Consider the following 17,660-nt stretch of genomic DNA (forward strand, 5'->3'; position numbering starts at 1 on the left):
GCATTCATGCGTTCCATCCGGCTTCTTTTTTGCATCGAAATAGGCCAGGAAGTGGATTAAGGGTGGTTTTAATACTAGGTTAGTTTTCAACCTAGTTATTTCGATCCCAGGAGAGCACGTGGCCTCGGCAGAACCCAATGACATCATCGAGCTCTACCCTGAAAGCGACCGCGAATGGGCGCAGGACTTCAACATCGCCATGTGGTGGAAAGACCTGAACGATTCCCAGTGCGCAGCAGAACTGGGCAAAGCGCTGGATGCCATCCGCGACAGCGGTCAGAGCGCAGAAGATCTCCTTGGCGATCCCGCTGAATTCGGCGAAGGCCGGGCTTATGCACGCCTGACCCCGCAGCAGCTAGCGGATTCGGAGATGTCGATCAGCAACAGCATGCTGCTCCTGGCTGGCTTCGGGCTCGTTGTTGGCCTGCTGTGCACCGGTTTTGGCACGTGGGTCGGATTACGTGACGGATGGACGTCGAACTCGTGGCGCTTCTGGCAGCTAGCGGCCTTGAGTGCAGGCACGGGAATCGCCTTGTCCGGGCACCTGTGGTGGTTCTACCGGCTGAAGGGCAAATTCACCCGGTCCTGGGTACTTGGCCTGGTCGGAATCGCGGTTTCCATCACCGTGGCCGTGCTCATCGCGGTACCAGGCGGTGAAGAAGCCCTGCCGCTGCCCAACTGGCTAGCACCGATCCTCGGCATTGCCATGGCTGCCGGCGTCTTTTGGCTGCCATTCGCGCGAGAGCCTGCAAAGAGACCCGAGCCTGTCCCCGCTTTCATGGATCCAAAGGCCTGGTTTGCCGAAGCCACGCGATTGCTGCGCGGGCGCTACGGGATGCGAAGCAAGGAAGCGGTGTCCGCTCTGGAACCTGCCCGCGAACACTGGTCGAATATGAGCATGGAGAACGGCGAGGCCAGGATAGCGCATGAGTTCGGCACGCCGAGCGAATTCGTCATCGGCCTGTCAGTGAACACCGGCAAAGCGCTGAAGCGACGCTGGTTGCTGCGTCGCCTGCTGCCGCTAGCCGTGGCGGGCCTGTACAGCATCAGCCTCGTGCCGGAGGTGATTGCCCCGGACCGCAGCGGCTGGGATATGTTCTTCGCAGTATGTCTTCTAATTTTTGCAGCGGTGACCCTCTACGAGTTGCGCCCTGCAAACCGCGCAGAATACGTGGAGTCCAAGCTTGCCGAAAGGCGTGCCCAGGCCCGCGGGCTGGAAGAAGGCCGCGATGAGTGAGCAAGCACCATTCCCCGGCAGCTGGCAGCGTGCGATGCTGCCAATGCTCCTGCTCGCAGAACTCTCCAGCGGCCAGGCCCACGGCTACGCGCTGTCCAAATCCCTGCAGGAACGTGGTTTCGGACCGATCAAGGGAGCCACGCTCTATCCCGCATTGGCCAAGCTGGAAGCCGCGGGCTTCGTGGAAACCCGGTGGCAAGAAGGCCAGGGCGGGCCGGGCCGGAAGGTCTACGAACTAGCCGCTGCCGGCCGCGCAGAACTGGCCGGCCAGCGCGACAGCTTCAGCAAGCTGGCCGCACTCGTGCAATCCACCGGCTCCTAGGCCAGATCGGCCGAATCGACGATCACCGTGAACGGGCCGGAGTTCACCAGCGAGACGTTCATCATCGCGCCGAACTTCCCGGTCTGGACCTGGGCGCCCAGCTCCCGCAGGTAATCCACGAAGTATTCGTAGAGCGGCTGGCTGACCGGGCCGGGTGCCGCATCGGACCACGACGGGCGACGGCCCTTGCGCACCGAGCCGTAGAGGGTGAACTGGCTGATTACCAGCAGCGGGGCCTCGTTGCCCGCGGCTGAGGTTTCGTCCTGCATAATCCGCAGTTGCCAGATCTTCTCGGCGACCTTGCGCGCGGCAGCGTGGTCGTCGTCGTGGGTAACGCCCAGCAGGATCACCAGCCCGGGGGAGTCGAGCCGGCCGGCGATCTCCCCTTCGACTTCGACGTGGGCGGAGCTGGCGACCTGGACGACGGCGCGCATGGAGCAAGTCCTTTCAAAGGCAATGTGTGAGGGCGGCGACGTGTTGGCGTGCACCGCGCGACTACCAGAGTATCGGTAGGCTTAGGGGGTGAGCGATTTGTTCGATTCCCTGTCCGAAGATCCGCAAGATGCGCGTGCCTCCCAAGTCAACCGGCCGCGCCCGCCTCTTGCGGTGCGCATGCGTCCAAAGTCCCTGGATGAGCTCGTCGGCCAGCAGCACCTCCTGGGCCCGGGCTCCCCGCTGCGCCAGCTCGCCGAGAATCCGGAAACCGGCCTGGCTGGCCCGGCCAGCGTAATCCTCTACGGCCCCCCGGGCATCGGCAAGACCACCATCGCCCACGTCATCGCACGCGCCACCGACCGCAAATTCGTCGAACTCTCCGCGATCACCGCCGGTGTCAAGGACGTGCGCCGCGTCATCGAGCAGGCGAAGGATGACCGCGATCTGCGCGGGATCACCACCGTCTTGTTCCTCGATGAGATCCACCGCTTCAACAAGGCCCAGCAGGACGCCTTGCTGCCCGGCGTGGAAAACCGTGTCGTAGTCCTGGTAGCTGCCACCACGGAAAATCCTTCCTTCTCCGTGATCTCTCCGCTGCTTTCACGGTCGCTGCTGCTGACCTTGCGCCCGCTGACCGACGGCGACCTGTCCACCTTGCTCGAGCGTGCCGTGGCCGACGAGCGGGGCTTCAACGACCAGGTGATCCTGGAGGACGAACAGCGCGACGCCATTGTCCGCCTGGCGCAGGGCGATGCCCGCCGCTCGCTGACCGTGCTGGAAGCAGCCGGTGCGGTGGCTTGGAACGCCGCGGGCGCCGGCGTCGAACCGCCGGTGCGAATCACCGCCGACCATGTGCAGCTGGCCATGGACCAGGCGGTGCAGCGCTATGACAAGGACGGCGACCAGCACTACGACATCATCTCCGCGTTCATCAAGTCCATCCGCGGCTCGGACGTGGACGCGGCCCTGCACTATCTGGCTCGCATGCTATCCGCCGGGGAGGACCCCCGCTTCATTGCCCGTCGCCTGATGATCTCGGCCTCGGAGGATATCGGCATGGCCGATCCCACCGCACTGCCCGTTGCGGTAGCTGCCGCCCAATCGGTGCAGCTGACTGGCATGCCCGAAGCGCGGATCATGCTCGGGCAGGCGACGGTTCACTTGGCCACCGCCCCGAAGTCCAACGCTTCCTATAACGCGATCAACGCCGCCCTGGCCGATGTATCCGAAGGCAAGGGAGCGCTGGTTCCCGACCACCTGCGCGACGCGCACTACCCGGGCGCCAAGCAGCTGGGTCATGGCGTGGGCTATATCTACGCCCATGACGCACCGCACTCCATCGCAACCCAGCAGTACCTGCCCGATGATCTGGTGGGCACCAACTACTACACGCCGACCAATAACGGTGCGGAAAAAACCATAGGGTCCCGCCTGTCCCGTTTGCGTGAAATCATCCGAGGCAAGGATCCGCAGCGCTCCAAGGACAAGCGCTAATTGTGCGCTAGGCCTCAGCGAAAGCTGCAGTGGTTTCGTGTAAACTTGATCTTTGGCTGGCAAGCTCTGCCCAGCATTCGATGCGTCGGATGTGGTGGCAGGGTTGAAGTGAAGCAGGGACGCGACGCCCACACACTCTCCCACCTGGAGGCCAGTAGATACCGTCGCTAATCGAAAGGGACACACTATGGCTAACGCCCGTGCCCGCCGCACCGTACGCCTTTCGCGTGCGCTCGGCCTTGCATTGACTCCAAAAGCTGAAAAGTACATGGAGCGCCGTCCATACGGTCCAGGCCAGCACGGCCGCGCCCGTAAGAAGCAGGACAGCGATTACGCAGTACGTCTGCGCGAAAAGCAGCGTTTGCGTGCCCAGTACGGCATCCGCGAAGCTCAGATGCTGAGCGCCTTCAAGGAAGCCAAGCGCCTCGGCGGCCAGACCGGTGACAACCTGTTGGCACTGCTCGAGTCCCGTCTGGATGCCCTGGTTCTGCGTGCAGGCTTCGCCCGCACCATCCAGCAGGCACGCCAGATGGTTGTACACCGCCACATCCTGGTCAACGGCCAGCGTGTAGACCGTCCGTCCTTCAAGGTACAGCCGGGTCAGCTGATCCACGTGCACGAGAAGAGCGAAAAGATGGTTCCATTCCAGATGGCTGCAGCAGGTGAGCACTCCAAGGTGCTGCCAGCCGCTCCTGCCTACCTGGACGTAAAGCTGGAAGCCCTTCAGGCTACCTACCTGCGCGCTCCTGAGCGTGCAGAGATCCCAGTGACTTGCGAAGAGAACCTCGTGGTCGAGTACTACGCACGCTAAATCCGTGCGCTAGTTCCAAGCCCGCAACCGGAAACGGTTGCGGGCTTGTCGCTTAACTACCTATCTTGGCTCTGACTTCGATAAGGTGGACTGGCACCAAAAACCCAAAGCAGAAGAGGAAGCACATGTCGGGTTCGGATATTGCAGGGCTCATCGCCGCCGGCGCGTTTGTCGTACTAGTTGTGCTGCTGGCAGTGCCGATCATTAAGTTGGGCAAGGTGTTCGACGAGCTGCGCAAATCGATCAAGGACCTGGCTGACGGAACCACTCCGTTGATCGGTGAAGTCGCGAACACCGTTGCGACCACCAACGACCAGCTCAAGAAGGTCGATGCCATCACCAGCAACGTTTCTGACACCACCGCCAACGTGTCCGCGCTGTCCTCGCTGGTAGCAGCCACCGTTGGCAAACCGCTGATCAAGGTTGCCGCGTTCACCGAAGGCGTGAAGGTCGCGATGAACACCAAGCCGAGCGGCAAGGCACGTCGCAGCCGCTAGGCAAGCAACGCTGTTTGATCGAACACGTATCGGCGCGCTGAATAGGATACGGCCAACTGGTGGCCGCCAAGGAGACTAGAATGAAAAAGCTCTTGTGGGTTTCGATTGGAGTGGGCGTTGGTGTGCTCGCGTCCAAGAAATACGCTGAAGTTTCATCCGGGGCGGCGCTAAACCGCCAGGTCGGTAAGTACACCGACCGCGCCTCGGAATATTGGGAAGCCTTCCGCCAAGGAATGAGCTCCCGCGAAGAAGAATTACGTTCCGCCTTGGGCGTGGACGCCGCTAAGTGAAGGGATCATCCGTAACACGATGAAAACGCAGGAAATTGCCCGTCGTTGGGTCGACTTTTTCGTCTCGAAGGGCCATACGGCGGTACCTAGTGCCTCGCTGGTCTCGGCCGACCCTTCGCTGTTGTTCACGGTGGCCGGCATGGTCCCGTTCATCCCTTACCTCACCGCGCGCGAAGAGCCCCCGTACTCCCGTGCGACCTCGGTGCAGAAGTGCATCCGCACCGGTGACATCGAAGAAGTTGGCAAGACCGCCCGTCACGGCACCTTCTTCCAGATGTGCGGCAACTTCTCCTTCGGCGACTACTTCAAGAACGAAGCCATCCACTTCGCCTGGGAGCTGCTGACCAGCTCTGTCGAAGACGGAGGCTACGGCTTGGACAAGGAGCGCCTGTGGGTCACCGTCTACGAAGACGGAGACGAGAAGGACCTTGAGGCACGCCGCATCTGGGAAGAAGAGATCGGCATGCCTGCCGAGCGCGTTGTGGGTACCGGCAAGGAAGACAACTACTGGAACACCGGCCAGCCCGGCCCCGGCGGACCATGCTCCGAGATCTACTACGACCGCGGCCCAGCCTACGGTGTCGAAGGCGGCCCCGCGGTCGACGAGACCCGCTACGTGGAAATCTGGAACCTCGTGTTCATGCAGTACCGCCTCTCGGCGGTGCGCTCCAAGACCGACTTCGACGTTGCCGGCGAACTGCCGAAGCGCAACATCGATACCGGCCTGGGCCTGGAACGCCTGGCCATGATCCTGCAGGGCGTCGAGAACATGTACGAGACCGACCAGGTCCGTCCGGTGCTCGACAAGGCCGCCGAGCTGGCCGGCGCCACCTACACTTCCACCGAGGATCCAGCTAACCCGAACCACGCCACCGACGTGCGCCTGCGCATGATCGCTGACCACATCCGCTCCTCGCTGATGCTGATCTCCGACCAGGTCACCCCGGGCAATGAAGGCCGCGGCTATGTGCTGCGCCGGCTGATCCGCCGCGCCGTGCGCGCGATGCGCCTGATGGGCGTGGACACCGAGGTGCTCCCTGAGCTGCTCCCGGTCTCGCGCGACGCCATGAAGGGTGTCTACCCCGAGGTCGAAGCCGATTTCGAGCGCATCGCCCGCATCGCCTACGCCGAGGAGCGCGCCTTCCGCCGCACCATCGCTTCGGGCACCACCCGCCTGGACGAGGCACTGGGCCACGCCAAGGAAGAAGGCAAGAACCTCTCGGGCGACGACGCCTTCGCCCTGCACGACACCTACGGGTTCCCGATCGACCTCACCTTGGAGATCGCTGCCGAAGCCGGGCTGTCCGTTGACGAGCCGCGTTTCCGCGAGCTGATGAACGAGCAGCGCACCCGCGCCCAGAAGGATGCCAAGGCCAAGAAGGCCGGCCACGCCGACCTGTCGGTGTACACCGCGCTGGCCGAAGCCGGCAACGTGCACTTCACCGGCTACGACACCCTTGAAGGCGAATCCTCCATCCGCGGCATCATCCGCGATGGCCAGGTCGTGCCATTCGCTGAGCAGGGCCAGGAAATCGATCTGGTGCTCAACGAGACCCCGTTCTACGCCGAGTCCGGCGGACAGGCAGGCGACAGCGGCCTGATCACCGGTGACGGCTTCGTGCTGGAAGTCACCGACGTGCAGGCCCCGGTCAAGGGCCTGAACGTGCACAAGGTCATCGTGCGCGAAGGCGAACTGCCGGCCGAGGCATTGGTCCGCACCCAGGTTGACGCGGTGCGCCGCCGCTCGGGCGAGCAGGCGCACTCCGCCACCCACCTGGTGCACGCCGCGCTGCGCGAGCTGCTTGGCCCAACGGTCACCCAGGCCGGTTCCTTCAACAAGGCCGGCTACCTGCGCTTCGACTTCTCCTGGGCCGAGGCGCTCTCCGCCGGGGCACGCAGCGAAGTCGAGGAGGTCGTTAACCTGGCCATCGCCGCCAACCACCAGGTCGTCACCAACGAGATGGCACTGTCCGAGGCGAAGAAGCTGGGCGCCATGAGCCTGTTCGGCGAGAAGTACTCCAACGACGTGCGCGTGGTCGAGATGAACGGCGACTGGTCGCGCGAGCTCTGCGGCGGCACCCACGTGGACACCACCGCACGTATCGGCCAGCTGACCCTGCTCTCGGAGGCTTCGGTCGGTTCGGGCAACCGCCGCGTCGAGGCCCTGGTCGGCATGGAAGCCTTCCGCCACGGAGCCGCCGAGCGCGCCCTGGTTTCCGAGCTCTCGGGCCTGTTCCGCGTTCCTTCCAGCCAGGTTTCCGAGCGCGTCAACGACACCGTTGCCAAGCTCAAGGCCGCAGAGAAGCAGATCGCCGAGCTCAAGAGCCAGGCAATGCTGGCCCAGTCCGCAGCGCTGCTGCAGAAGGTCGCCACCATTGGCAGCACCCGCCTGCTGGCCCACAATGCCGGGCAGGTCGACTCGGCTGATGCCCTGCGCACCATGGCCCTGGATCTGCGCGCCAAGCTGGGTTCCGGAGCCGCAGTCATCGTGCTGATCGGCGTGGCCAACAGCCGCCCGCTGGTGCTGGCTGTGACCAACGACGAGGCCCGCGCCAACGGCTTCAAGGCCGGAGCCCTGGTCCGCACCGCAACCGGCGTGCTCGGTGGCGGCGGCGGCGGCAAGGACGATATGGCTCAGGGCGGTGGCCAGGACGCATCGAAGATCGATGACGCGCTGGCTGCAATCCAGGCGGCACTGGCCAATGGCTAATGCCGCTCTCGGCGTCGACGTGGGCCTGGCCCGCGTCGGCGTCGCCGCATCTGATCCCTCGGGAATCCTCGCCACCCCGGTGATGACCCTGCGCCGGGATGCGAAGAAGAACTCTGATCTGCGGATGCTTTTGCGCATCATCGCTGATCGCGGTGTCACCGAGGTATTCATCGGGGAGCCGAAATCCCTGGCTGGCAACTCGACCGAATCCACTAAAATGGCACGTGACTACGCGATTGCCTTGGCTGAAGAAGCTGCAAGCGCTAATATCGAGCTTGAGGTTTTCATGGTCGACGAACGCCTGAGCACCGTCAACGCGCATCGCTCGTTGCACGCTTCGGGCAAGAAGATGGAAGATCACCGCAAGGTGGTCGACCAGGTCGCGGCCACCGAGATCTTGCAGCAAGTGCTGGAAATGCGACGCAACAATGTCCGCGTACAAGCCAGCCGGATTGTGCTGCGCTAGCCCACAACCGCTAGGGCACCACAAAGACCCGAGAGATGAGAGTTGATGCGAGAAGAAGCCCGCCATGAACGGCAACGCGAAACGCATCGCGCGCTATATGAACGCTTTGCCGCCGGCACTGGCTTGCCGATCGAACAACCCTCTGAACCGGAACTGACCGGCACCGAGCACTACCGCCAATCGCTAGCGGCGGCCCCGGAAGGCTGGCAGGCCCCCGCGGAGCTGGACGCTTCGGACGGGGAAGGAACCGACACCAGGTTCCTCCCCGCCCAAGCGTCCGCGGCCTCTGATGCGCAGGCATTTGCCGGGCATGAGGATTCCGCCCAGGAGCACTACCCGCAAGAGCCGCAAGCTGCGCAGCAGGCTGCGGTATTCAGCGGCGAACCCCAAGATGCTCACGCGGCCGCCCACAAGGCCCAGCGGCGCAAGCGCACCAAGCGCAAGCGCAACCTGGTGATGCTGGCCACCGTGCTGATCTTCGCACTGGTGGTCGCCGGCTCGGTCTACTTCGTCAAATCCGTGCTCAAGCAGTTCAACCCGGACGACTATCCGGGCCCAGGCGGCGCCGCGGTGGAGTTCACCGTGGAAGATGGCTGGGGCTTGAAGATCATTTCGCGCAAGCTCGAAGAGCTCGACGTCGTCTCCAGCGATGGCCTCTTCTCCGACGCCGTGGCCGACTCCGAAGCGCAGAACAAGCTGATCCACCCCGGCACCTACCTGCTCAAGAAGCAGATGCCAGCGGCCGATGCGGCAGATATCCTCATCAACCAGCGCCCGGACAAGGTCTTCTACATCGGACTGAAGGCCAATATGCGCCTGGACGCCGCGATCAAGGAGATTGCCAAGGGCTCGGGCCTGAAGGAAAAGGACCTCCAGGCGCTGGCCAAGAAGCCGCAGCAGTTCGGCCTGCCCGCCTCGGTGCCAAGCCTGGAAGGCTGGCTGCACCCGGGGGAGTACCGCTTCCCGCTGAACACCGACGCCGAAGAAGTCCTGGGCGAACTGGTCAAGGCCACCAAGGTTTCCCTGGAGCAGGCGGGCATCACCGGCCTCGAAGAGGGCTACCGCATCCTGAAGGTCGCCTCGATCCTGCAGGCCGAGGCGCGCACCCCGGACTACGCCACGGTCGCCGGCGCGATCGAAAACCGCCTGGACCCGGGCAACCGCGAGACCCACGGGCTGCTGCAGGTCGATTCCTCGGTGATCTACGGGCTGGACCGCTACTCGCTGCAATTCAGCGCGCAGGAGAAGCAGGACGCGTCGAACAAGTACAACACCTATGTGCACACGGGCCTGCCGCCAACCCCCTTGGGCTCGCCGGCAAATTCTGCGATCGAGGCTGCCGCCCATCCGGAAAGCAACGGCTACTACTACTGGGTGACGGTCAACATCGAAACCGGCGAAACCAAGTTCGCCTCGACCTACGCTGAGCACCGGCAGAACCAAGCCGAATTCCGTGCCTGGTGCAACGAGAATCCAGGAGTCTGCTAGCACGGGTTCCCGTGATTGCCAGACGCGTTGCTGCCCCTGTGCGGGCAGCCACAAGCAGAAAGTCCATGAAGCCATGAAGCAGGCAGCCGTTCTCGGCCACCCCATCAGCCACTCCAAGTCGCCGGTGCTGCACCGCGCCGCCTACCAGCTGCTCGGCGCACCGATCAGCTATAGCGCTATCGATCTGGAACCGGGGAAGGTTGCCGGGCATGCGGCCGAATTGCGCGCGGGAAACTGGGCGGGCTGCTCGGTCACCATGCCGCTGAAGGATGCGTTCGTGCCGCAGATGGACGAGTTGTCCGCACGCGTGCAACGCCTCGGTGCGCTGAACACCGTCGTGGTCCGTGAAGACGGCACCCTCTACGGAGAAAACACCGACATCGACGGCCTGGTGCAGGCACTGGCGGATTTCGGGCTCGCCCGCAGCGCGCAGGCGATGGTCCTGGGTTCGGGCAACACCGCGCTGGCAGCCATCGAGGCCGCCGCAGAAGTCGGCGCCAGGCAGCTGACGCTGGTAGTGCGCGCAGCCTCCCGTGCTACCCGCGCCGTCGAATTGGCCCGCGAGCTCGGGATGGAAACGTTCGTCCACGAGATTTCGGGCATCGACGATGCGCTGGCCGCTACGCTCAACGAGATCCCGCTGGTATTCTCCACCCTGCCGCCGCACGCGGCCGATGACTGGGTGCCGGCTATCGGCGCGGGCACCGGATTCCTGCTGGATGTCGCCTACGACCCGTGGCCCTCCGCCTTGGCCCGGGCCTGGCGCGGAACCGTGATCTGCGGGCTGCACATGCTGGTGCACCAAGCGGTGGAACAAGTGCGCCTATTCAGCGCCGAAGCATGGGACGAATCGCGTCGCATGGACGTCACAAATGCGATGTATGACTCTCTGGGTCTGGCCCGACACCAGTAATCAGTTCGTGTCATGGCAAAATAGATGACATGTTGCGTTGGTTGACCGCGGGCGAATCGCATGGCCCGGCACTCGTTGGAATTCTCGAAGGACTACCCGCCGGAGTATCGGTGGATAGCGAAGCAGTGCGAGAGGCACTGGCGCGCCGCCGCCTCGGCTATGGCCGCGGCGCGCGCATGAAGTTTGAAAAGGACCAAGTCACCTTCCTCGGTGGCGTCCGCCACGGCAAGACCCAGGGCGGCCCGGTAGCCATTGAAATCGGCAACACCGAATGGCCCAAGTGGGAACGCGTGATGAACGCGGACCCGGTGGATCTGGATGAGCTGGCCTCGATGGCGCGCAATGCGCCACTGACCCGGCCGCGTCCGGGGCACGCCGATTTCACGGGCATGCAGAAGTACGGCTTCGAGGACGCCCGCCCGATCCTGGAGCGCGCCAGCGCCCGCGAAACCGCGGCCCGCGTCGCCTTGGGCACCGTGGCCTCCCGTTTCCTGAACGACCTGGGCATCCAGCTCGTTTCGCACACCACCGCCGTCGGCGCCGTGTCGGCCCCTGCCGATGCGCCGCTTCCCACCGCCGCCGACGTCGCGGCACTGGATGCCGACCCGCTGCGCTGCTTCCACAAGGAAACCAGCGACGCGATGGTCGCTGAAGTCGATGACGCGCACAAGGCAGGGGAGACCCTGGGCGGCGTCGTCGAGGTGCTGGCCTACAACCTGCCTCCGGGCATCGGCTCCTACGTGCACTGGGACCGCCGCCTGGACGCGCGCCTGGCCGCAGCCCTGATGGGCATCCAGGCAATCAAGGGCGTGGAAGTCGGCGACGGCTTCGCCACTGCCGCCCGCCGCGGCTCGGCAGCCCACGACGAGATCGTGCACGCCGAAGACGGCAGCATCAAGCGCAACTCGAACCGCGCCGGCGGCATCGAGGGCGGCATGAGCATCGGCGAGGTGCTGCGCGTGCGCGCCGGCATGAAGCCGATCGCCACCGTGCCCCGCGCCCTGCGCACCGTGGATACCGCCACCGGCGAGGACACCACCGCGCACCACCAGCGTTCGGATGTCTGTGCGGTGCCGGCTGCCGGCGTCGTGGCAGAAGCGATGGTCGCCCTGGTGCTCGCCCAGTCCCTGCTGGAGAAGTTCGGCGGCGACTCGGTGGCGGAAACCAAGCGCAATATCGAGTCCTACCTGGCGAATATCCCGGGCAACCTGGGTTCGACCGGCGTCTAGGAAGCGCGCTTCGATGATCTACCTCATTGGTCCGATGGCCAGTGGCAAGTCCACCGTGGGCAAGTCACTGGCCACGGCCCTTTCTACCAGCTTTGCGGACTCCGACGCGACCATCGTCGCCCACCACGGAACCATCGCGCAGATCTTCGCCGAGCACGGCGAAGCGCATTTCCGCGACCTGGAAGTCCAGGCGCTGTGCCGGCTGCGCACCGGTGTGGTCGCCACCGGGGGAGGCGCGGTGCTGCGCGAAGAGAACAAGCAGCTGCTTTCGCGCGGCACGGTGATCTACCTGGAGCTGGGCGAACAGGCCGCCGCCGAGCGCATCAAGGGCGATGGGCACCGCCCGCTGCTGGCTGGTGACACAGCCCTCAACAGCTGGATCGCCGTTTTCGAAAAACGCCGCCCCATTTACGAAATGCTCGCTGACGTGCATGTTCTCGTGGACGGAAAGTCCGTTCAGCAAATTGTCGACGAGGTTTTGCCGCAGCTGAAGCAGCTGTGATTAGCCTCACGAGATGCAACTTCTGGCTGAACGCACGCGTACGCTAGAAAAATCACCACCATCAGGAGGAACTAGACTGATGCCTATCGCACCGACCACTATGAAGGTCACCGGAAGCACCCCAGGGGAGTCATACCCTGTCATGGTCGGCAACGGCCTGTTGGGCCAATTGCCCGAACTGCTTGGCCCCGCGGTCAAGAAGGTTCTGGTCATCCACCCGCGAGCCTTGCGCGCCACCGGCGACGTCGTGCGCGACGAACTGGCAAAGTCCGGCCTGGAGGCATTGACCGCAGAGATTCCCGACGCCGAAGAAGGCAAGCACATCCAGGTTGCTTCCTTCTGCTGGGAAGTGCTGGGCAAGAACGACTTCACCCGTTCCGACGCCGTGATCTCCGTGGGCGGCGGCGCCGTGACCGACGTGGCAGGTTTCGTCGCAGCTACCTGGCTGCGCGGCGTGAAGGTCATCCATATCCCTACCTCGCTGCTGGCCATGGTCGACGCTGCCGTGGGCGGCAAGACCGGCATCAACACCGCCGAAGGCAAGAACCTGGTGGGCGCATTCCACCCGCCAGCAGGCGTGCTCGCCGATCTGGACGCGCTGGCCACCTTGCCGAAGAACGAGCTGGTGACCGGCATGGCCGAGATCGTCAAGTGCGGATTCATCGCCGATGAACGCATCCTGGAACTGATCGAAGAAGATCCAGCCGATGCCGTCGAGCCAACCAGCGACCGCCTGCGCGAACTGGTCGAGCGCACCATCGCCGTGAAGGTCGACGTGGTTTCCCGCGACTTGAAGGAAGCCGGCGACCGCGAATTCCTGAACTACGGACACACCCTGGCCCACGCCATCGAGCTGTCCGAGCGCTACCAGATGCGCCACGGCGCCGCCGTGTCCATCGGCCTGGCCTTCGCCGCCGAATTGGGCCGCTCGGTCGGCTACACCTCCGATGCCGTGGCCGATCGCCATGTCGCGATCCTCAAGTCCCTTGGCCTGCCGACCACCTACCGCAATGACCGTTGGGCTGCACTGCTCGATGGCATGAAGCGCGACAAGAAGGCCCGCGGCAGCCAGCTGCGCTTCGTCGTGCTGGAAGAAATCGGCAAACCGCGCATCTACGAAGTCCCCGATAATTCGCTGCTCTTCGCCGCCTACCAGGAAATCGGGGAGTAACTACATGGTCGACCACACCGCATACGCCATTGACGTCGCATCGGTAAACCGCGAAGGTGTCGGCACCGCCGTAGAGGGCGTGCTGATCGACCCGGAAACGCTGAAGCCCTACATCTCCGACGAGGCCGCGGCCGAGCAGCAGCTGCTGGTCGGTTCACCTACCGACCAGGTCATGGTGCTGCTGGCTCGTGGCGAGCTGGCGAAAGCCGGCGAGCTGATCGCCGAATCGCGTTTCGTGGATCCAACCAACGCCCACCTGCGCGTGCTGGACACCGAGCTGACCCGCATGCAGGGTGACTTTGATCGCGCGATCAATCGCCTGCGCAAGCTGGCCGAGGAATTCGCCGGCACCGCATACGAACCGCTGATCCACCACCACGCTGGCCTGTCCTTCTTCGCGAAGGGCGATTTCAAGGCGGCGGCAACCCGTTTCCGCAAAGCCCTGGATCTGCGCATCGCGCTGGACGACGACGCGTACCTGGTCAACGCGGCAAGCACCTGCATGCAAATTGCCGAGGAGCGCGCCGCGCAGTAATGCGCGCCACCGCGCAAAACCCTTTGTGCCGCATGGCGCGTAGGGTAAACTTGGAGATGGATTTTTGATAATGCCGGCGCTAGCTGGCGAAAATAGAGGATTGAGGAACCGTGGCGGATACAACTGACATCAAGAATGGACAGGTCATCAAGATCGATGGCCAGCTTTGGACCATCATTGACTTCCAGCACGTCAAGCCAGGCAAGGGCGGCGCATTCGTTCGCACCAAGATGCGCAACGTCATGACCGGCAAGGTCTTGGACAAAACCTACAACGCTGGCACCAAGATCGAGCTGGCCACCGTTGACCGCCGCGATTACCAGTACCTCTACCAGGATGGCGAAGACTACGTCTTCATGAACCTGGAAGATTACGACCAGATCACCGTTTCCGGCAACACCGTTGGCGATGCAGCAGGCTTCCTGCTGGAGAACCAGGAACTGACCATCGCAATGTACGATGGCAGCCCGCTGTACCTGGAACTGCCAGCTTCGGTCATCCTGGAAATCACCTACACCGAGCCGGGCCTGCAGGGCGACCGCTCGTCGGCCGGCACCAAGCCAGCAACCCTGGAAACCGGCAAGGAAATCCAGGTTCCGCTGTTCGTTGAGCAGAACACCAAGGTGAAGGTTGACACCCGCACCGGCGATTACCTGGGTCGTGTCAACTAGTGAGAGCCCGCGCCAAAGCCCGTCGCCGAGCCCTTGAGTTCCTGTTCGAGGCCGAAGCCCGCGATGTCAATCCGCTGGCCGTAGCCATCGCACGACGGGAAAACTCGGACATCGTACTCAACGAGTACTCGCTGACGATCATCGAAGGCGTAACCGCCCACCTGGACCGCATTGACGAAGTTCTCGAGAGCTACGTCAAGGACTGGACCATCGAGCGCATGCCAGCGGTTGACCGCAGCGCACTGCGCATCGGCGTGTGGGAGCTGCTTTACAACGATGACGTTCCCGATGCCGTAGCCGTGGCCGAAGCCGTGGTGAACGTCCGGGAATTGTCCACCGATGAATCGCCGGAGTTCGTCAATGGCGTTTTGGGTCGCATCCAGAGCGTCAAGGACACCCTGGTCGACTAATTCGATCCTCATCATTCCGAGCCCGGGCCGGAACCCCCTTTTGCGGGGTTCGGGCCCGGGCTTTTTTGCGTTCTGCCCTTGCCCGCAGCTGGCGCAGCGGCGAGGATAGGGCGCATGAACCAGATCCCCGAACGCTGGAGCGAATCCGTACTGGTGCCCGACATGTGGCTGGACCCCGCCCAGGATCCCCGGGAAGCGGGCGAAGCCGATCCGTTAGGGGAACGGGCCACCTGCCAGCGCTATCTGCGCGACTACCGGCTGACCATCGAGCTCAAATGCCAGGGGCTCGATGCCCGGCAGTTGGCCACGCGATCGGTCCCGCCCTCCACGCTCAGCCTGCTTGGGCTGCTGCGCCATCTGGGTGAAGTGGAGCGGGACTGGCGCAACTGGATAACCCGGGGCAATCTTGCAGCCAGGATCTACGGCCCGCCGGAATCCGATTTCGACGGGGCGCGCCCCGAGACCGCCCAGGTGACGCAAGCGCTGCAAATCCTGCATGAGGAGCAGCGCGCCACCGACCTGGCCCTGGACTCCTTCCCGGACCTCGGCCAGCGCGCAGGATCCGAGCAGGTAGTGGTCCGCGAACTGCTGGTGCACCGCATCGAGGAATACGCGCGGCACAGCGGGCACGCGGATCTGCTGCGCGAATGCCTGGACGGTCGCGTGGGCCAGTAATGCAGCAGAAAATCCGTGCCCATGCCACTTCGCCGGTGTGTCGATCGCAACACATCTGCGCGCGGGGCCAAGGCCAACCGTAGGGATCTGCGTGGTTCTGCCGGTCGCACGAAGCCCCCAGCGGATCCCTGTGACCGATCCCATGCTCCATTCAGTGTCATGCATAGGTTTCCGCTAGGGAATCGGCTCCCGCTCGTGATAATTTGAGTTAGCAATATTCCTTTAAATCCCGTCCCGTGAGGCGGAGAAGGGAGAGGTGCACAGCATGAATGAAAATTCAATGCCAGATGCTGCCCGCACGGTACTAACCGGCGACGACATCGAACGTGTACTCACTCGCGTAGCCTTCGAGATCATCGAGGCCAACAAAGGCACCGACGACCTGGTGCTCCTTGGCATTCCCAGCCGGGGTTTCCCGCTGGCACAGCGGTTGGCATCGCGAATCGCGGCCACCGCCCCCGGCAACCTGGACCCGGCATCCCTGGTCGGCCAGCTGGACATCACCATGTACCGTGATGATCTGCGCCACTCCACCACCCGCACCCCGTCGCCGACGCGCCTGCCAGCAGGCGGCATCGAAGGCAAGGTCGTAGTCCTGGTTGACGACGTCCTGTACTCCGGGCGCACCATCCGCGCCGCCTTGGATGCCTTGGCCGACTGGGGCCGCCCGCGCATCGTGCGGCTGGCCGTCCTGGTTGACCGCGGGCATCGGGAACTTCCCATCCGCGCCGATCATGTGGGCAAGAACCTGCCGACAGCGAAAAGCGAAAAGGTGCGCGTGCACCTGGCGGAAATCGATGGGAAAAACGAAGTCGTGATCGAGGGCGCCGCGTGAAACACCTGCTATCCACCGCGGACCTGACCCGCGAAGAAGCCATCGCCATCCTGGATATCGCCGAAGAGATGCGCGAGTCCTCGACCCGTGCCATCAAGAAGCTTCCAGCCCTGCGCGGGCGCACCGTGGTGAACCTCTTCTTCGAGGACTCCACCCGCACCCGGATTTCCTTCGAAGCCGCAGCCAAGCGATTGAGCGCCGACGTGATCAACTTCTCGGCGAAGGGATCGAGCGTTTCCAAGGGCGAGTCGCTGAAGGACACCGCCCAGACCCTGCTGGCCATTGGCGCCGACGCAGTGGTCATCCGCCACCCGGATTCCGGCGCCCCGGCCCGGCTTGCTGCCACGGACTGGATCGGCCTGCCGATCGTCAACGCCGGCGACGGCACGCACGAGCATCCCACCCAGGCGCTGCTGGACGCGTTCACCCTGCGCCGCCAGGTGGCATTGCGCGAAGGCACCAGCCCGGCAGGCCGCGGACTGGACGGGCTGAAGGTCGCGATCGTCGGGGATATCCTGCATTCGCGCGTAGCCCGCTCCAACCTGTGGCTGCTGAACACCCTCGGTGCCGAAGTCACCATGGTGGCGCCACCGACCCTGCTGCCTTTCGGCGCCGAGTCCTGGCCCTGCGCCATCAGCTACGACCTGGACGCAGTGATCGCATCGGGCGTTGACGCGCTGATGATGCTGCGCGTGCAGGGCGAGCGGATGAACGCCGCCTACTTCCCGAACCCCCGCGAATACTCGCGCTACTGGGGACTGGACGATGCGCGCCTGGCCGAATTGGACGCCGCGGGCGCCGAAACCCTGATCATGCACCCGGGCCCGATGAACCGCGGCCTGGAAATCTCCTCGGCTGCCGCGGACTCGCCGCGCTCCACCGTGCTCGACCAGGTCACCAATGGCGTGGCCGTGCGCATGGCCAGCCTCTACATGCTCCTCTCCGGCGACCTGATCTGAAGGAAGAAAC

General features: G+C 64.0%; 20 protein-coding genes. 19 read left to right on the forward strand and 1 reads right to left on the reverse strand.

What is annotated here, in order from left to right:
* The first annotated feature begins 118 nt into the window (after nt 1-118).
* Nucleotides 119-1,237: a hypothetical protein gene (locus tag ACRDT3_RS06660; RefSeq protein ID WP_431492230.1), complete on the forward strand. Its 1,119-nt coding sequence runs from the start codon at nt 119-121 to the stop codon at nt 1,235-1,237.
* Complete coding sequence (locus ACRDT3_RS06665) at nt 1,230-1,559, forward strand: PadR family transcriptional regulator (RefSeq protein ID WP_431492231.1); 330 nt, start codon at nt 1,230-1,232, stop codon at nt 1,557-1,559. The genes ACRDT3_RS06660 and ACRDT3_RS06665 overlap by 8 nt, the downstream gene beginning before the upstream one ends.
* Here the strand turns inward: ACRDT3_RS06665 and dtd are convergent.
* The gene (dtd, locus tag ACRDT3_RS06670; RefSeq protein WP_431492232.1) at nt 1,556-1,993 is read right to left on the reverse strand and encodes a D-aminoacyl-tRNA deacylase; all 438 of its coding nucleotides are present in this window, start codon (nt 1,991-1,993) and stop codon (nt 1,556-1,558) included. The two genes, ACRDT3_RS06665 and dtd, sit on opposite strands and share 4 nt — an antisense overlap.
* Nucleotides 1,994-2,081: 88 nt before the next feature.
* Between dtd and ACRDT3_RS06675 the strand changes: the two genes are divergently transcribed.
* From ACRDT3_RS06675 to ACRDT3_RS06755, 17 genes are all read left to right on the forward strand, one after another.
* Nucleotides 2,082-3,488: a replication-associated recombination protein A gene (locus tag ACRDT3_RS06675; protein WP_431492233.1), complete on the forward strand. Its 1,407-nt coding sequence runs from the start codon at nt 2,082-2,084 to the stop codon at nt 3,486-3,488.
* A gap of 187 nt (nt 3,489-3,675) precedes the next feature.
* Nucleotides 3,676-4,299 (forward strand): 30S ribosomal protein S4, encoded by a 624-nt coding sequence (rpsD, locus tag ACRDT3_RS06680; RefSeq protein ID WP_431492234.1) that lies wholly within the window; start codon nt 3,676-3,678, stop codon nt 4,297-4,299.
* Between the two features lie 125 nt (nt 4,300-4,424).
* Nucleotides 4,425-4,796, forward strand: coding sequence for a DUF948 domain-containing protein (locus ACRDT3_RS06685; protein ID WP_400289118.1), 372 nt, complete (start codon nt 4,425-4,427; stop codon nt 4,794-4,796).
* A gap of 80 nt (nt 4,797-4,876) precedes the next feature.
* Nucleotides 4,877-5,086 (forward strand): hypothetical protein, encoded by a 210-nt coding sequence (locus tag ACRDT3_RS06690; protein WP_105658293.1) that lies wholly within the window; start codon nt 4,877-4,879, stop codon nt 5,084-5,086.
* A gap of 19 nt (nt 5,087-5,105) precedes the next feature.
* Nucleotides 5,106-7,796 (forward strand): alanine--tRNA ligase, encoded by a 2,691-nt coding sequence (gene alaS / locus ACRDT3_RS06695; RefSeq protein WP_431492235.1) that lies wholly within the window; start codon nt 5,106-5,108, stop codon nt 7,794-7,796.
* The gene (ruvX, locus tag ACRDT3_RS06700; protein ID WP_431492236.1) at nt 7,789-8,262 is read left to right on the forward strand and encodes a Holliday junction resolvase RuvX; all 474 of its coding nucleotides are present in this window, start codon (nt 7,789-7,791) and stop codon (nt 8,260-8,262) included. The genes alaS and ruvX overlap by 8 nt, the downstream gene beginning before the upstream one ends.
* 45 nt (nt 8,263-8,307) lie before the next feature.
* Nucleotides 8,308-9,750, forward strand: coding sequence for an endolytic transglycosylase MltG (gene mltG / locus ACRDT3_RS06705; RefSeq protein ID WP_431492237.1), 1,443 nt, complete (start codon nt 8,308-8,310; stop codon nt 9,748-9,750).
* Nucleotides 9,751-9,823: 73 nt separating this feature from the next.
* A complete protein-coding gene (locus ACRDT3_RS06710; RefSeq protein WP_431492238.1) occupies nt 9,824-10,663 on the forward strand; it encodes a shikimate dehydrogenase family protein in 840 nt (279 codons plus the stop codon).
* A 29-nt stretch (nt 10,664-10,692) separates the two neighbouring features.
* Nucleotides 10,693-11,892: a chorismate synthase gene (gene aroC, locus ACRDT3_RS06715; RefSeq protein ID WP_431492239.1), complete on the forward strand. Its 1,200-nt coding sequence runs from the start codon at nt 10,693-10,695 to the stop codon at nt 11,890-11,892.
* 13 nt (nt 11,893-11,905) lie between these two features.
* On the forward strand, nt 11,906-12,394 hold the full coding sequence (locus ACRDT3_RS06720) for a shikimate kinase (RefSeq protein ID WP_431492240.1): 489 nt from the start codon (nt 11,906-11,908) through the stop codon (nt 12,392-12,394).
* Nucleotides 12,395-12,473: 79 nt separating this feature from the next.
* Complete coding sequence (aroB, locus tag ACRDT3_RS06725; RefSeq protein WP_431492241.1) at nt 12,474-13,565, forward strand: 3-dehydroquinate synthase; 1,092 nt, start codon at nt 12,474-12,476, stop codon at nt 13,563-13,565.
* A 4-nt stretch (nt 13,566-13,569) separates the two neighbouring features.
* Nucleotides 13,570-14,100: a tetratricopeptide repeat protein gene (locus ACRDT3_RS06730; protein ID WP_431492242.1), complete on the forward strand. Its 531-nt coding sequence runs from the start codon at nt 13,570-13,572 to the stop codon at nt 14,098-14,100.
* 110 nt (nt 14,101-14,210) lie between these two features.
* Nucleotides 14,211-14,771: an elongation factor P gene (gene efp / locus ACRDT3_RS06735; protein WP_431492243.1), complete on the forward strand. Its 561-nt coding sequence runs from the start codon at nt 14,211-14,213 to the stop codon at nt 14,769-14,771.
* On the forward strand, nt 14,771-15,181 hold the full coding sequence (gene nusB, locus ACRDT3_RS06740) for a transcription antitermination factor NusB (protein WP_105658302.1): 411 nt from the start codon (nt 14,771-14,773) through the stop codon (nt 15,179-15,181). The genes efp and nusB overlap by 1 nt, the downstream gene beginning before the upstream one ends.
* Before the next feature lie 114 nt (nt 15,182-15,295).
* On the forward strand, nt 15,296-15,856 hold the full coding sequence (locus tag ACRDT3_RS06745; RefSeq protein WP_431492244.1) for a DUF664 domain-containing protein: 561 nt from the start codon (nt 15,296-15,298) through the stop codon (nt 15,854-15,856).
* Nucleotides 15,857-16,121: 265 nt separating this feature from the next.
* Nucleotides 16,122-16,691: a bifunctional pyr operon transcriptional regulator/uracil phosphoribosyltransferase PyrR gene (pyrR, locus tag ACRDT3_RS06750; protein ID WP_431492245.1), complete on the forward strand. Its 570-nt coding sequence runs from the start codon at nt 16,122-16,124 to the stop codon at nt 16,689-16,691.
* Nucleotides 16,688-17,650, forward strand: coding sequence for an aspartate carbamoyltransferase catalytic subunit (locus ACRDT3_RS06755; protein WP_431492246.1), 963 nt, complete (start codon nt 16,688-16,690; stop codon nt 17,648-17,650). The genes pyrR and ACRDT3_RS06755 overlap by 4 nt, the downstream gene beginning before the upstream one ends.
* Nucleotides 17,651-17,660 lie beyond the last annotated feature (10 nt).

The sequence above is a fragment of the Glutamicibacter sp. genome (genome assembly GCF_050701915.1).
GTDB lineage: Bacteria > Actinomycetota > Actinomycetes > Actinomycetales > Micrococcaceae > Glutamicibacter.